The organism is Agromyces sp. NPDC058484 (genome assembly GCF_042720415.1).
Classification (GTDB): Bacteria; Actinomycetota; Actinomycetes; order Actinomycetales; family Microbacteriaceae; genus Agromyces.
In genome coordinates, this window is sequence record NZ_JBHXMP010000003.1 from 138305 (window position 1) to 151347 (window position 13043).

Below are 13043 nucleotides of genomic sequence, written 5' to 3' on the forward strand. Positions count from 1 at the left end.
GGATGTCTCTCCGACGGCGTTCCCCGCTGCGGGTGTGATCACCGTGCGGGTCGACTACGCGCTCGTGTGCGCGCCCAGGGCCGCGGGGTGTGCCACGACCGAGACCATCCTACCCGACGCCCGGCACAGGACACCGCGCCCGACGCAGTACTCTGGGCGGATGACCTCGGATGCCGCACCCTCGCACCAGTTCCACTGGGTCGTGACGCTCGCCTGCACCGACGGCCCCGGCATCGTGCACGCGGTGAGCGGCGCGATCGTGGCGGCACGCGGCAACATCACCGAGAGCCAGCAGTTCGCGAGCCTCGACACGGGGCGGTTCTTCATGCGCGTGCAGGTGGAGTCGCCCGCGGACCGGGCCGAGTTCGAGGCTGCCCTGGCACCGGTCGTCGAGACGTGGCAGATGACCTGGCACCTCGACGAGGTCGGGCGTCCGCTCCGCACGCTCGTGCTCGCGTCGACCGCGGGCCACTGCGTGAACGACCTGCTGTTCCGCCAGCGCGCGGGGCAGTTGCCGGTCGAGATCCCGATGGTGCTCTCGAACCACGGCACCCTGCGCGATCTCGTCGACTTCTACGGCGTGCCGTTCGAATCGCACGCGGTGACGGATGCCGCGTCGAAGGCCGGGTTCGAAGAGCGCGTGCTCGACGCGGTCTCAGAGCACGACATCGAGCTCGTGGTGCTCGCCCGCTACATGCAGATCCTCACGCCCGAGCTGTGCGACGCCCTCGCCGGACGCTGCATCAACATCCACCACTCGTTCCTGCCGGGCTTCAAGGGCGCGAACCCCTACCGGCAGGCGCACGCCCGCGGCGTGAAGCTCATCGGCGCCACGGCCCATTTCGTGACGAGCGATCTCGACGAGGGGCCGATCATCGAGCAGAACGTCGTGCGCGTCGACCATTCCCGCAGCCCCGCTGAACTCGTCGCCATCGGTCAGGACGAGGAGAGCCGCACGCTGTCGCAGGCCGTGAAGTGGTTCGCCGAACGGCGGGTGCTCCTCGACGGGGCCCGCACGATCATCTTCCGCTGAGCGCGCGGGTAGGCTTGACCGTCGTGAACGACGCACCGCGAGAGCAGCACGACCAGCGGCACGAACAGCGGCACGCCCAGCGGCACGCCCAGCAGCCGAAGGTCGGACCGAACGACGTGCTCCGGTTCCTCCTCGAGCTCTTCGCGTTCGTCTCGCTCGGAATCTGGGGTTTCCTCGCGTTTCCGCTCCCGTGGCCCGGGGTGCTCGTCGGGATCGGCGCGCCGTTGCTCGCGATCCTCGCGTGGGCGCTCTTCGTCTCGCCGAAGGCGGTGCTCCACGTCGACGTGTTCGGCAAGGCGCTCGTGGAGATCGCCGTGTTCTCGGCGGCGGCGATCGGCTGGTGGATGCTCGGCCAGCCCGTCGTGGCGGTCGTGTTCTCCGTCGTGGCCGCGGTCAGCGGCATCCTGAACGGGCGCAAGCAGCTCGGCGGCTGAGTCCGCGCCCCTCCCGCGTCGGTCAGACGGTGACGGATGCCTCGCGGTGCGACTCCTCGGCGACGGATGCCTCAGCGTCGGGCTCCGCGCCGCCCGCCTCGCGGAAGTGCCCGATGAGCGAGAGCAGGATGCCGCCGGCCGCCCACGCGGCCAGCACGAGCCACGGGAACGTCGCGTCGGCCGATGGGAAGTACGAGAGGTCGCGCATGAGGGTGGCCGCGGCGCCCGGCGGGAACCACTGGCCCGCCTCGCCCCACGGCACGGGGAGGAACTCCTTGGGGAACGCCGCGCCCGAGATCGGGTTCGCGACGAGCAGCATCGTCACCGCTCCGACGGCGATCCCCGATCGGCCCATGAGTGCGACGAGCCCGGTGATGGGCGCGGCGACGGCGGCGAGCGCGAGTGCGATCGCCGCCGAGTTCAGCCAGTAGTCGCCCTGCAGCGAACCGAACCAGCCCTGCAGGATGCCGGCGAGCGCGAGACCGCCGACCGCCGCGTAGACCAGCACGGCGACCACGCGGCGCATCGCTCCGATGACGGCGAGCGAGATCACGATGCCGCCGAGCATGCCGCCGAGCACGAGCGGGAACAGCGCCGCGGTCAGGCCGGTGCCGCGAGGGTCGGTGTCGGCGAGCGGTACGACATCGGTCACGGTCACCTCGATGTGCGGCGGCGCCGTGGGAGCGCCCGCGGCCTGGGCCGCCGCTGCGGCCTGCGCGTTCACGCCCTCCTCGAGCTGCGCGGCGACGCCGCCGAGCAGTTGGGAGACGGCGAGGCTCGACGCCGACGACACGAGCACCTCAGGCTCTCGTCCGAGCACGATGGCGCCGTATACCTCGCGAGTCTCGATCCCGGCGATGGCCCCGTCGCGGTCGTCGACCTCCTCGAAGGAGATCGCGCCGGCCGACTGGTCGTCGACCGCCTGCTCAACGGGGGAGACCGCGTCGGCGGGCCCTGCGATCGCGATCGGCAGGTTCTTCGGCTCCGCGGTAACGGCCGGCCACGAGAACGCGAGGACGATCACGGCGACGACCGCGGCGAGTGCGAGTGCGACCGCGACGACCCGGCCGATCGGAGTGCGCGTCGTCGTGGCATCCGGATTCGACATCGTTCCTCCAAGAAAGCGAATGTTCGTTCTTTATCATCTTCCGCTCCGGCCGTATCCTTGTCAAGGAACGAGCATTCTTTTTCTTGGAGGCCAGCATGCCGAAGGTGACCGAGGCGTATCGCACCGCACGCCGCGACGAGATCATCGACGGCGCGCTGCGCTGCTTCGCCGTCAACGGCTATCAGCGCACATCGATGGCCGACATCATCGACGAGGTCGGCCTCTCGGCCGGAGCGATCTACGGCCACTTCTCGGGCAAGAAGGAGTTGTTCGCCGCGGTCGCCGGACGCGTCCTCGCCGCCCGCCAGGGCGAACTCGAGGCCAGACGGGCCGGCGGCGACCCGCTCGCTCCGGGCGAGGTCATGGCGACCATCCTCGACGGGCTGCGCCGGGAGCCGTTCAGCGGCGTCATCGTGCAACTCTGGGCCGAGGCTGCGGTCGACGCCGAGATCCGCGAACTCGTCGAGGGCGTGCTCGGCCGTGTCCGAGCGACCGTGCGCACGCAATTCGTCGAATGGGCCACCGCCGTGCCCGGTCGCGTCGAGGGCGACCCAGACGCGTGGGCGGCGCGTTTTGCGCCGGTCGCGCTCGGCCTCGTGCCCGGGTTCATGGTGCAGCGCGCGATCGTCGCCGACTTCGACGAGGACGCCTACCTCGGCGCGTTGACCGAAGCGCTCCCCCACTGACCCGCCGAACACGGATCCGCCAGTGCGCCGGCCGCCATTGTGATTGATGCCGGCCAGAACGGCTGGGTCTGTGCCTGCTACCTCGCGCGGGCGGGGCTGCGCGTGCGGACATTGGAGGCGTACGAGCGGCGGGCGGCATGGCGCTGACCGCCCACGCGTCGATCGAGTGCCGAGCCGGTCCGCTCCCCGCGGAGCCGTTCATCGTGGCCTGGAACGACTCGACGATCGGTCCACCGCGTGCCGCCCGGTCGGGCACTGAAGAAGGTGGTGGTCGTCCTCGGCGTGCCGAACGAGATCGCCCGCGACGCCGGTGACCGGATCACAACAGTGGAGCGATATGAATCACTACGCGGACGCCAAGGCTGACGTCGTGCTCGAGGTTCTCACCCGGGCGAGGGCATGGCGCGCGAGTAGCTCGACTTCAACGCGTTGAGCGCCCGCAAGTGGATCCGCATGTGCGACTGGGCTGTGCCGCTGGAGGACCTGCTCATGAGTGGCCCCCGCCGGTGGTTCGTGGGCGCATCCGCCCCGTCTGATGCGCCCAGATGGCGATCTCGACACGGTTGCGGGCGCCGAGCTTGGTCATCAGGCTCGCGACGTGCGTCTTCACTGTGCTGAGGGTGATGTACAGCTCGCTCGCGATCTCGATGTTGCTGAGCCCCATCGCGACCTTCGCGAGCACCTGCTCCTCGCGATCGGTGAGCGGTTCGACCGGCTGCAGCAGCGGCGCGGCGGGCGCCGCTCCGGCGAACGCCTCGAGCAGCCGCACCGTGACATTGGGGGCGATGAGGGCATCTCCGTGTGCTGCGGCCCGAATCGCCTGGCCGAGCAGCACCGAGCCGGCGTCCTTGAGCAGGAAACCCTTGGCGCCTGCCCGCAGCGCCGCGAAGATGTATTCATCGAGGTCGAAGGTCGTGATGATGACGACCGCCATCGGGTCGTCAACGCCCTGGCCGGCGAGCACGCGGGTCGCCTCGATGCCGTCGAGGCCGGGCATCCGGATGTCGAACAGGCACACATCCGGACGCAGGCTTCGGGCCAGCGCGACGGCCTCGTTGCCGTCGACTGCCTGACCCACGACCTCGATGTCCGGCTGCGCGTCGAGGATCATGCTCAGCCCTGTGCGCACGAGTTCCTGGTCGTCGGCGATGAGTACGCGGATGGTCACGGTGCCCATCCAACACGAGGCAGCACCGCGGTGACGGCCCACCCGCCGCCGGGTGCCGGGCCGGTCTGGCAGGTGCCGCCGAGCAGGGCGGTGCGCTCCATCATGCCGGTGATGCCGAAGCCGGGCGTCGGCGACGCGGCGATGTCTCCGTCGTTCGTCACGCTCAGCCGCACCCCGCCCTCGTCCGCCTCCACGAGCACGTCGACACGGGTAACCTGCCGCGCGTGACGGAGGGCGTTGGTCACCGACTCCTGCGCGAGACGGAAGACCGCGGCGGCCACGGGCGGCGGGATGCTGCCGTCGTCGCCTGCGACCTTCACGGTGACTGCTGCGCCGCCCGGCCTCGTTCCAGCGAGCTGCTCGATGTCACCCAGCCGCGGGCTCGGCGCGAGCTCGACCGGCTCGCCCTGCCGCAGCACCCGCACCATCGACCTCAGTTCGCTCAGGGTCTTGGCCGCCTCCGCCTCGATCATGCCGAGCGCGTCCTGCGCTGCGCGCGGATCCCGTGCCGCCACCGCGAGGCCCGCCTGGGCGCGGATCGCGATGGCCGAGACGTGGTGGGCGACCGTGTCGTGCAGGTCACGGGCAAGGTGCTCGCGCTCCAGCATCCGGATGCGATCGAGGCGACGTTGCCGGGATCCCGCCTGGTAGCGAAACGCGATACCGAGCAGCGCGACCGTGAGCAGCAGCGCGAACCCGCCGATCAGGTCGTCGAGACCGCTCCCGCGAACGAAGAACAGTCCGAGGATCGAGAGAAGGATGGCCGACCCGATCACCAGGTCGCGCCCCGAACCCCAACGAAACAGGGCGTAGACGAGCACCATGACGAAGAGTCCCGAGTAGAGGCTCGAATCAGGCAGCAGCAGGCCGATCGGCACCATCACGACGAACACGATCACGAGCATGAGCAGCGGCCTCGTGCGGCGCCACAGCACGGTCGGCAGCACGGCGAGCAGCGCGACCATCGCGAGCACTGGCTGAGACAGGTCGGTTCTGAGGGTGCCCTCGACCACCGCCACCACGGCGACGAGGGCCACGAGAACCCAATCCCGCCAGACCCGGCGCGGCGGAGAGGGCACGGCGCTCGGCGCACTCCACGCGGAACGCACGAGCCCGGTCACCACGTCATGATACAAGCGCACCACGGCCCGACACCCCGCGCATCCGCCAGCGGGACCGGCGCCGGATGAGCAACTCCGCCACGACACCGTTGATCACGAAGCCCGCGGCAACGAGCCATGCCTCACCGAATGCGTCGACCTCACCGACGATGAGCGTCCACAACGCGAAGACGAGCGCTTGGCTCCCGCCGGAGACAGCGATCGCGTAGGCGCGTGTCATCCATGCACCGTGCGCAATGAAGTCGCGACGCGTGATCGCGATCACTGCCAGCACAAGAAACACTGTCATCGCTACGGCGAACACGAGACGAATCATCGCGAGTGCGAGCTCATCAGGGGGGCCACCGAAGAAGACCGCGAGCCAGACGGCGGACAGTGCCGCGATGAATCCAGCGGGGATCAGTGCACGGCCGGCGCTACGGTGCCAACCGCGCCGAGTTCGCAGTGCCGGAGAGAACTGGAACGCGCCCAGAAGGCAGTACACGCTCATCGCCACGATGTGCGCAACTATCGGCACCGATGAGGCCGACAGCAGTGTGCTTTCGGGGTCGGCGCTCACCTCCCTCAGGCGAAGCACACCGCCGAGCACGGGGAGTGCACTGAGCAGCAGGAGGCCCGTTATTGCAAGCCACCCGCTCCTCGATCGCCGCCGCCTGCCCTTCTGCTCGGCAACCGGGCGGGTGGTCGTCATCCGTTGCGACATGACTCGATGTTCGCCTGATCGAGCGCCCCGGACATCGGCCCTCAGCACGGACTCAGAGCCGTACTTTCGGCCGACCGGATCCGGACCTCTCGGCCGATGACGCGCATCCCCGAGACGGCGAGCATCGAGTCATGACAACCAACACGACCATGACCGCGGCCGTCTACCGCCGCTTCGGCGCCCCAGAGGAGGTTCACCTCGATCAACGCGCCATCCCCTCACCCAAGCCCGGCCAGGTCCTCATCCGGGTGCACGCGAGCACGGTGAGTGTCGCCGATCACCGGGCTCGCTCTCGGGACATCCCGGCCGGCCTCGGGATGCTCGCCGCCGTCGGGCTCGGCGTGTTCCGGCCCAGCCGCCCCATCCTGGGCATGGATGCCGCGGGCGTGATCGAGGCCGTCGGTGCCGGCGTCACCGCCTTCGCCCCCGGCGACCGGGTCATCGCCATGATGGGCGGATCGTTCGGCGGTCACGCCGAGTACGCGTGCCTGCCCGCCGACGGCGTGATCACCCGGGCTCCCGCCACCATGACCCTCGGGGAGGCGGTCACGCTGGTGTTCGGCGGCATCACCGCGCAGGGCTTCTTCAAGAAGGTCGCGATCGGGCCGGGCACCTCGGTGCTCGTCAACGGAGCATCCGGGGCGGTCGGCACCGCCGCGATCCAGCTTGCGAAGCAGCTCGGCGCCGACGTCACCGCCGTGACAAGCGGCAAGAACACCGAACTGGTCACGTCACTCGGCGCCGACCGGGTCATCGACTACACCCGACAGGACTTCACCGCGGGCGGCGACACGTACGACGTGATCGTCGACTGCGTCGGCAACGCCCCCTTCGGCCGGGTCGAGGCATCCATCAACCCCGGCGGGGCACTCCTGCTCGTCATCAGCGACCTGTGGTCAATGCTGCGCAGCCGCGGGCAGAGCCGACGCTCGGGAAAACTCGTCACCTGGGACGTCGGCAAACCCGGCGCGGACGACCTCGCACACCTCGTCAGCCTCGCGGACTCTGGTCGCTACCAGGCCGTCATCGACCGTACCTTCGACCTGGCCGACATTGTCGAGGCGCACCGCTACGTCGACACCGGGCGCAAGCGGGGCAACGTCGTGCTGCACGTCACTCACCCCGAACCAGACACCACCCATATCCCAACAGACGAATAGAAAGTGCCCGCGGTCGTGGCCAACGATCGTGGACCTGCCGATCCTCACCACAACATCGGAGTATCTGATGAGAACACGTCAACATGCCACCACCACACTGGAAGACCCGCGGACACCGGTCAAAGTCAAGCTCGCGGCAGCGTGGACGAGCTTCATGTTCCTGTACGTCTACGTGGACATTCTCGCCTTCTACAAGCCCGGCACCGTCGATGACATCCTCGTCGGTGTCGTCTGGGAGTTCGACATCACCCAGACCTGGGCGATCACGGCGCTGACCCTCCTGGCGATCCCGATCTTCATGGTCGTGCTGTCGATGACGCTGCCCGCCCGGGCCAACCGCATCACGAACCTCATCGTGGCCTCGGTACAGGTCCCCTTCGCGGCATTCAACGCGGTGGGCCAGGTGGGCGAGTCCTGGATGTACTTCTACGTCGTTGGCGTCGCACTGGAAGTGATCGTTCTCGCCCTTATCTTGCGGTACGCCTGGACCTGGCCCCGCACCGCGCCGTCGGCGACCATGGCGACCAGCCCGGACCGTGAGGCCGACCGCTTCCGGCAGCGAGCCTGAACCGAGGAACGGTCACCGCGCTGTTCGCAGGTGTCTGCCTCGGTGCCGCGGCGTGGGCTCTCGGGTGTGGGACACCGACTACTACTGGGACGAAGCGGTAGGTGACGCGCGACGGGTTTGATGGAGGGGAGGATTACCGTAAGGAACCCGGGGACACGCTCGTCATCACGACCTTGGATCGGCTCGGCCGATCGACACAGAACATGCTCGGCTGCGCCCAGGTGCTGCGCGACCGCGGCGCGGGCCTTCGCGTGCTGAACCGGCTACCGCTCCGGAGTTCAGATCTACCTTGACGACTCCGGTACCCACCCCGGCCCGGGCGTCTCCATGGGCTCCGGGCGCAACGCGTTCGAGGTGATCGCCGGGCACGTCGGATTGCCGCTTTCCGGGTCCGGCCCGGTGTGAGCAGCGGGACGCATCCGCTGACCCGGCTCACCCGTTCTGCCCAGGACCGGGCGGATCGGGAGATCAGATGCCCTGCCAGGCCGGCTTGTTCGCCCAGGCGTGCCGGTAGTAGTCGAGGTTCTCCAGTTCGGACGCCGCGGCCTCGTCGATGATGACCGTGGCGTGCGGGTGCAGCTGGATCGCCGAGCCCGGCTGGCTCGCCGAGATCGGTCCCTCGACGGCGGCGGCCACGGCATGCGCCTTCGCCTCACCGAACGCGAGGAGCACGAGGTGACGGGCACGCAGGATGGTGCCGATGCCCTGCGTGATGCAGTGCATCGGCACGTCGTCGGGGGAATCGAAGAACCGCGCGTTGTCCGAGCGGGTCGGCTCGGTGAGGGTCTTCACGCGCGTGAGCGAGGCGAGCGACGAGCCCGGCTCGTTGAACCCGATGTGCCCCGTGCGGCCGATGCCGAGGATCTGCAGGTCGACGCCGCCGGCCGCGGTGATCGCCGCTTCGTAGTCGGCGCCCGCGTGCTCGATCGAGGCCGGGTCGCCGTTCGGCACGCGGATGAGGTCGGGGGTCAGGCCGAGCGGCTCCACGACCTCGCGTGCGATCACGGCGCGGTAGCTCTCGGGGTGCCCTGCGGGAAGTCCCACGTACTCGTCGAGCGCGAAGCCCCGCACGCCGTGCACTTCGATCGCGTCGTCGGCGATGCGGCGCGCGAGTGCGCGATAGCTCGCGAGCGGTGTCGACCCGGTCGCGAGGCCGAGCACGGCATCGGGCTTCGAGCGGATGAGGGAGACGATCGTGTCGGCGACGAGGGTGCCCGCGGCATCCTCGTCCTGGGTGATCACGACTTCTGCCATTGGTGTACTCCTACGAGGGCGACGTCGATCGCGGCCGCCGGGAATCCGACTGGGATGTCATGCACCGGCCGCGCGAGATCGGGGAATGCGAGAAGGCCGAGTCCTCGGCCCACGCGTTCAGGATACCGTGCGTGCCCCCGTGACGATGCCGAGCCTCACGGGGTCTCGACCCGCGCAGCATGGAGTCCCTCACGAGACTCCGAGTTGTCCGGACAGCACCATGACGGCCGCGCCGCGGAGCACGATGTCCTCCGCCTGCTCGGTCATCCGGAGCCTCAGGTCGCGGCCCGGCGCCGCCATCGTCCGCAGCCGGAGCGTGTCGACCGTCGCCTCATGGAGCACGCCGTCGAGCAGTTCGGCGGGGCCGCTCAGCACGACCTCCGACAGGTTGAGCGCCGCGACCACGGGGGCGAGCACGATGCCGAGCCGCCGGCCGGCCTCGCGCAGGACGTCGTCGCGAGCGGATGCCGCGTCGGGCGCGCCGGCGTCGAGCTCGTCGAGCTGGGCGGTGAGCCTCGGCACCGCGAGCCAGGCCTCGAGGCATCCGTGCTTGCCGCATGCGCACCGGGGGCCGCCGTCTGTGCCGACCACGACATGGCCGATCTCGCCTGCGGCGAAGCCGCCGCCGATCACAGGGCGCCCGCCGATGATCAGCCCCGCGCCGACGCCGTGGCCGATCTTCACGAGCAGGAGGTCGTCGTGGTCGGTGGCGCCGTGCTCGGCGAGCACGGCGACGTTGGCGTCGTTGGCGACGTGCACGGGCAGGGCGAACTCCTCGGCGAGACGCGCCTGCAGCGCGACGTCGCTCCACCCGAGGTTCGGAGCCGAGCGCACCACGCCGTGCGGGTCGACGACGCCGGGCGAGCCGACGCCGATGCCGAGCACCGGCGTCGTGGTGCTCGCGAGCAGGCGTCGCACGAGCTCGATGACGAGAGCGACCGCCTGCTCGCCCGTCGCGCCGTCGCGAGCGATCTCGGCGCGCGCGACGATGCCGCCCTCGAGGTCGACGACGGCGCCGAGGAAGCGCTGGTGCTCGGAGAGGTCGATGCCGATGATGTGGAATGCGGCGCGGTCGACGTCGATCAGGGTCGCGGGCTTGCCGGGACGTGCGTCCTCGCGCTGGCCGAGCTCCACGACGAGGCCCTCGGCGATGAGGTCGGCGACGAGGTCGGAGACGGTGACCCTGGTCAGCCCGGTCTCGCGCGCGACATCCGCCCGACTCTGCGCACCAGCCGTGTAGAGGGTCTGGAGCACGAGCGCACGGTTGTGGCTGCGAGCGTGCCCGGGGAGGACCTTGCCCGTGGGCCGCAGCGCACGCGACCTCGTGAAGATCGGTGCGCCGCCGAACGGCACGGTGAGCACGTCGGAGCCGGCCCCCTGCAGGGCCGCGGTCGCCTCGAGGGCCGGGCTTCGTAGCGCATCTGTCACATTTGTTATGTAAAGCTTACGAACAAACCTGTGGCAAGTGCTCCCGACCGCTTGCAGCGGGCTGTTATCGACTTGTGACCTGAAGGTGACGGCGTGCGGCAGAAACGCCGAAGGGGCCGGATGCCGCGGCATCCGACCCGTTCGCGGGCGCAGGCGATCAGGCCAGTCGCGCCTTCAGGTTGCCTGCGAGGGTCGCGAGGAACTCCTCGGTCGTCTGGTAGGGCTGCTCGGGGCCGACGAGGAGCGCGAGGTCCTTCGTCATGGCGCCCGACTCCACCGTCTTGATCACGACGTCCTCGAGGGTGTGCGAGAAGTCGATGAGCTCCTGGTTGCCGTCGAGCTTGCCGCGGTGCGCGAGGCCGCGCGTCCACGCGTAGATCGAGGCGATCGGGTTCGTCGAGGTGGGCTTGCCCTGTTGGTGCTGCCGGTAGTGGCGCGTGACGGTGCCGTGCGCCGCCTCGGCCTCGACGACCTTGCCGTCGGGCGTGGCGAGCACGGAGGTCATGAGGCCGAGCGAGCCGAAGCCCTGCGCGACCGTGTCGGACTGCACGTCGCCGTCGTAGTTCTTGCACGCCCAGACGTAGCCGCCCTCCCACTTCAGCGAGGCGGCGACCATGTCGTCGATGAGGCGGTGCTCGTAGGTGAGGCCGGCCGCGTCGAACTTCTCCTTGAACTCGGTGTCGAACACCTCCTGGAACAGGTCCTTGAAGCGGCCGTCGTAGGCCTTGAGGATCGTGTTCTTCGTCGAGAGGTACACCGGGTAGTTGCGGTCGAGGCCGTAGTTCAGCGAGGCGCGCGCGAAGTCCTTGATGGACTCGTCGAGGTTGTACATGCCCATCGCGACGCCGCCGCCGGGCGCCTGGAAGACCTCGAACGACTGCGGCTCGGAGCCGTCCTTCGGGGTGAAGGTCATCGTGAGGGTGCCCTCGCCCTCGAAGCGGAAGTCGGTGGCGCGGTACTGGTCGCCGAACGCGTGACGGCCGACGATGATCGGCTTGTTCCAGCCGGGCACGAGGCGCGGGATGTTCGAGATGATGATCGGCTCGCGGAAGATCACGCCGCCGAGGATGTTGCGGATCGTGCCGTTCGGCGAGCGCCACATCTTCTTCAGGCCGAACTCCTCGACGCGCGCCTCGTCGGGCGTGATCGTCGCGCACTTCACGCCGACGCCGTGCTTCTGGATGGCGTGCGCCGCGTCGATGGTGATCTGGTCGTCGGTCTCGTCGCGCTTCTGGATCGAGAGGTCGTAGTACTCGAGGTCGACGTCGAGGTACGGGTGGATGAGCGAGTCCTTGATGGCCTGCCAGATGATGCGGGTCATCTCGTCGCCGTCGAGTTCGACGACCGTGCCTTCAACCTTGATCTTGGACAAGAGGATCTCTCCTTGGTTCTCGGGGGGATTGCGAAGCCTGATGGGCGGGCGGACACGCCGCCGTCAAGCTTAGCGTCTCGGCGGAGATATCTCGACATCGAGACAAACGGATGCCGCGGCATCCGTTCGCGCGATCGCACCCGTGCCGCAGCGTCGGCTACCTGACCCGGCGCGCCACAGGTTAGCCTTGGCAGCATGGCTGACCTGCGACTCGAAGAACTGTCGGCGTCGAACATCGTTGCGGCGAACTCCCTCTCCCTCAAGCCCGGGCAGGAGCAGTTCATCGCTCCCGTCACGTACTCGGCCGAGTCATCGGTCGTGAACCCTGCCACGGCGTGGCAGCGCGTCGCGCTCATGGGCGATCACGTCGTCGGGTTCATCCATGGCAACTTCGACCCCGAGAACGTGCACGAGGAGTTCCGGGCGTGCATCTGGCGGATCAACGTCGACGCCGAGGTGCAGGGCAAGGGCGTGGGCCGCTTCCTCGCGACCGCCCTCGCAGAGGAGGCCAAGCGACGCGGCTTCGACCGCATCACCGTGCTGTGGGAGCCGGGTGAGGAGGGGCCCGAGGCGTTCTTCCACCGCATCGGCTTCGTCGACGTGGGCGAGACCGCCTACGGCGACGTGATCGGCGCGCTCGAACTGTGACTCCGGCGCCCGAGTCCATCGAAGCGGCATCCGCTTCGACGAACTCAGCGGGCACCGGGGGGTTCGTCGAGGCGGTGCTCGCCGTCGTGGCCGACATCCCGCCCGGCCGCGTCGCCACCTACGGCGACGTCGCCGCGCTCCTCGGGTCTCGCGGCGCGCGCGCGGTGGGCCAGGTCATGGCCAGGTACGGGTCGGATGTCCCGTGGTGGCGGGTCGTCCGTGCCGGCGGTCGTCCACCGACCTGTCACGCCGGGATGGCCCGCCCGCACTACGAGGCCGAGGGCACCCCGCTGCGGCCCACTCAGGACGCCGACGGATACCGCATCGACCTCGCGGCGAGCCGCTGGCGGCCCTGACGCC

14 protein-coding genes and 1 pseudogene are annotated in these 13043 nt (G+C 69.4%); 8 read left to right on the forward strand and 7 right to left on the reverse strand.

Features of this window, described 5'->3' with window-relative positions; translation table 11 throughout:
• The first annotated feature begins 160 nt into the window (after window positions 1-160).
• Window positions 161-1033, forward strand: coding sequence for a formyltetrahydrofolate deformylase (purU, locus tag ACFWN7_RS04200; protein WP_376937469.1), 873 nt, complete (start codon window positions 161-163; stop codon window positions 1031-1033).
• Window positions 1034-1056: 23 nt separating this feature from the next.
• Window positions 1057-1467 (forward strand): YrdB family protein, encoded by a 411-nt coding sequence (locus ACFWN7_RS04205; RefSeq protein ID WP_376937470.1) that lies wholly within the window; start codon window positions 1057-1059, stop codon window positions 1465-1467.
• A gap of 22 nt (window positions 1468-1489) precedes the next feature.
• Here ACFWN7_RS04205 and ACFWN7_RS04210 read toward each other — a convergent pair whose 3' ends face one another.
• Complete coding sequence (locus ACFWN7_RS04210) at window positions 1490-2575, reverse strand: hypothetical protein (protein ID WP_376937471.1); 1086 nt, start codon at window positions 2573-2575, stop codon at window positions 1490-1492.
• 95 nt (window positions 2576-2670) lie between these two features.
• Between ACFWN7_RS04210 and ACFWN7_RS04215 the strand changes: the two genes are divergently transcribed.
• Entirely contained in the window at window positions 2671-3261 is a 591-nt protein-coding gene (locus ACFWN7_RS04215; protein WP_376937472.1) for a TetR/AcrR family transcriptional regulator, read from the forward strand.
• Between the two features lie 487 nt (window positions 3262-3748).
• On the opposite strand, the gene ACFWN7_RS04220 is transcribed toward ACFWN7_RS04215, so the two are convergent.
• The 3 genes from ACFWN7_RS04220 to ACFWN7_RS04230 are packed head-to-tail and all read right to left on the reverse strand — an operon-like array spanning window position 3749 to window position 6253.
• The gene (locus ACFWN7_RS04220; RefSeq protein WP_376937473.1) at window positions 3749-4429 is read right to left on the reverse strand and encodes a response regulator; all 681 of its coding nucleotides are present in this window, start codon (window positions 4427-4429) and stop codon (window positions 3749-3751) included.
• On the reverse strand, window positions 4426-5550 hold the full coding sequence (locus tag ACFWN7_RS04225; RefSeq protein WP_376937474.1) for a sensor histidine kinase: 1125 nt from the start codon (window positions 5548-5550) through the stop codon (window positions 4426-4428). The genes ACFWN7_RS04220 and ACFWN7_RS04225 overlap by 4 nt, the downstream gene beginning before the upstream one ends.
• Before the next feature lie 4 nt (window positions 5551-5554).
• Window positions 5555-6253, reverse strand: a complete 699-nt coding sequence (locus ACFWN7_RS04230) for a DUF2306 domain-containing protein (protein WP_376937476.1) — start codon at window positions 6251-6253, stop codon at window positions 5555-5557.
• 131 nt (window positions 6254-6384) lie between these two features.
• Here ACFWN7_RS04230 and ACFWN7_RS04235 point away from each other — a divergent pair, with 131 nt between their 5' ends.
• The 3 genes and pseudogenes from ACFWN7_RS04235 to ACFWN7_RS04245 all read left to right on the forward strand — a co-directional run.
• Window positions 6385-7413, forward strand: coding sequence for an NAD(P)-dependent alcohol dehydrogenase (locus ACFWN7_RS04235; protein WP_376937478.1), 1029 nt, complete (start codon window positions 6385-6387; stop codon window positions 7411-7413).
• A 28-nt stretch (window positions 7414-7441) separates the two neighbouring features.
• A complete protein-coding gene (locus ACFWN7_RS04240; protein ID WP_376937479.1) occupies window positions 7442-7981 on the forward strand; it encodes a DUF6326 family protein in 540 nt (179 codons plus the stop codon).
• 143 nt (window positions 7982-8124) lie between these two features.
• Window positions 8125-8241, forward strand: a pseudogene (locus tag ACFWN7_RS04245) (recombinase family protein); the annotation flags it as partial.
• Window positions 8242-8449: 208 nt separating this feature from the next.
• Here ACFWN7_RS04245 and nagB read toward each other — a convergent pair.
• The 3 genes from nagB to ACFWN7_RS04260 all read right to left on the reverse strand — a co-directional run bounded on the left by nagB (window position 8450) and on the right by ACFWN7_RS04260 (window position 12035).
• Window positions 8450-9235, reverse strand: coding sequence for a glucosamine-6-phosphate deaminase (gene nagB / locus ACFWN7_RS04250; RefSeq protein ID WP_376937480.1), 786 nt, complete (start codon window positions 9233-9235; stop codon window positions 8450-8452).
• 189 nt (window positions 9236-9424) lie between these two features.
• Complete coding sequence (locus ACFWN7_RS04255) at window positions 9425-10597, reverse strand: ROK family protein (protein WP_376937539.1); 1173 nt, start codon at window positions 10595-10597, stop codon at window positions 9425-9427.
• Window positions 10598-10820: 223 nt separating this feature from the next.
• Window positions 10821-12035: an NADP-dependent isocitrate dehydrogenase gene (locus tag ACFWN7_RS04260; protein ID WP_376937481.1), complete on the reverse strand. Its 1215-nt coding sequence runs from the start codon at window positions 12033-12035 to the stop codon at window positions 10821-10823.
• Between the two features lie 195 nt (window positions 12036-12230).
• Between ACFWN7_RS04260 and ACFWN7_RS04265 the strand changes: the two genes are divergently transcribed.
• Both ACFWN7_RS04265 and ACFWN7_RS04270 read left to right on the forward strand, forming a co-directional pair.
• On the forward strand, window positions 12231-12683 hold the full coding sequence (locus ACFWN7_RS04265) for a GNAT family N-acetyltransferase (protein ID WP_376937482.1): 453 nt from the start codon (window positions 12231-12233) through the stop codon (window positions 12681-12683).
• On the forward strand, window positions 12680-13039 hold the full coding sequence (locus tag ACFWN7_RS04270; RefSeq protein ID WP_376937483.1) for an MGMT family protein: 360 nt from the start codon (window positions 12680-12682) through the stop codon (window positions 13037-13039). The genes ACFWN7_RS04265 and ACFWN7_RS04270 overlap by 4 nt, the downstream gene beginning before the upstream one ends.
• Window positions 13040-13043: the final 4 nt, after the last annotated feature.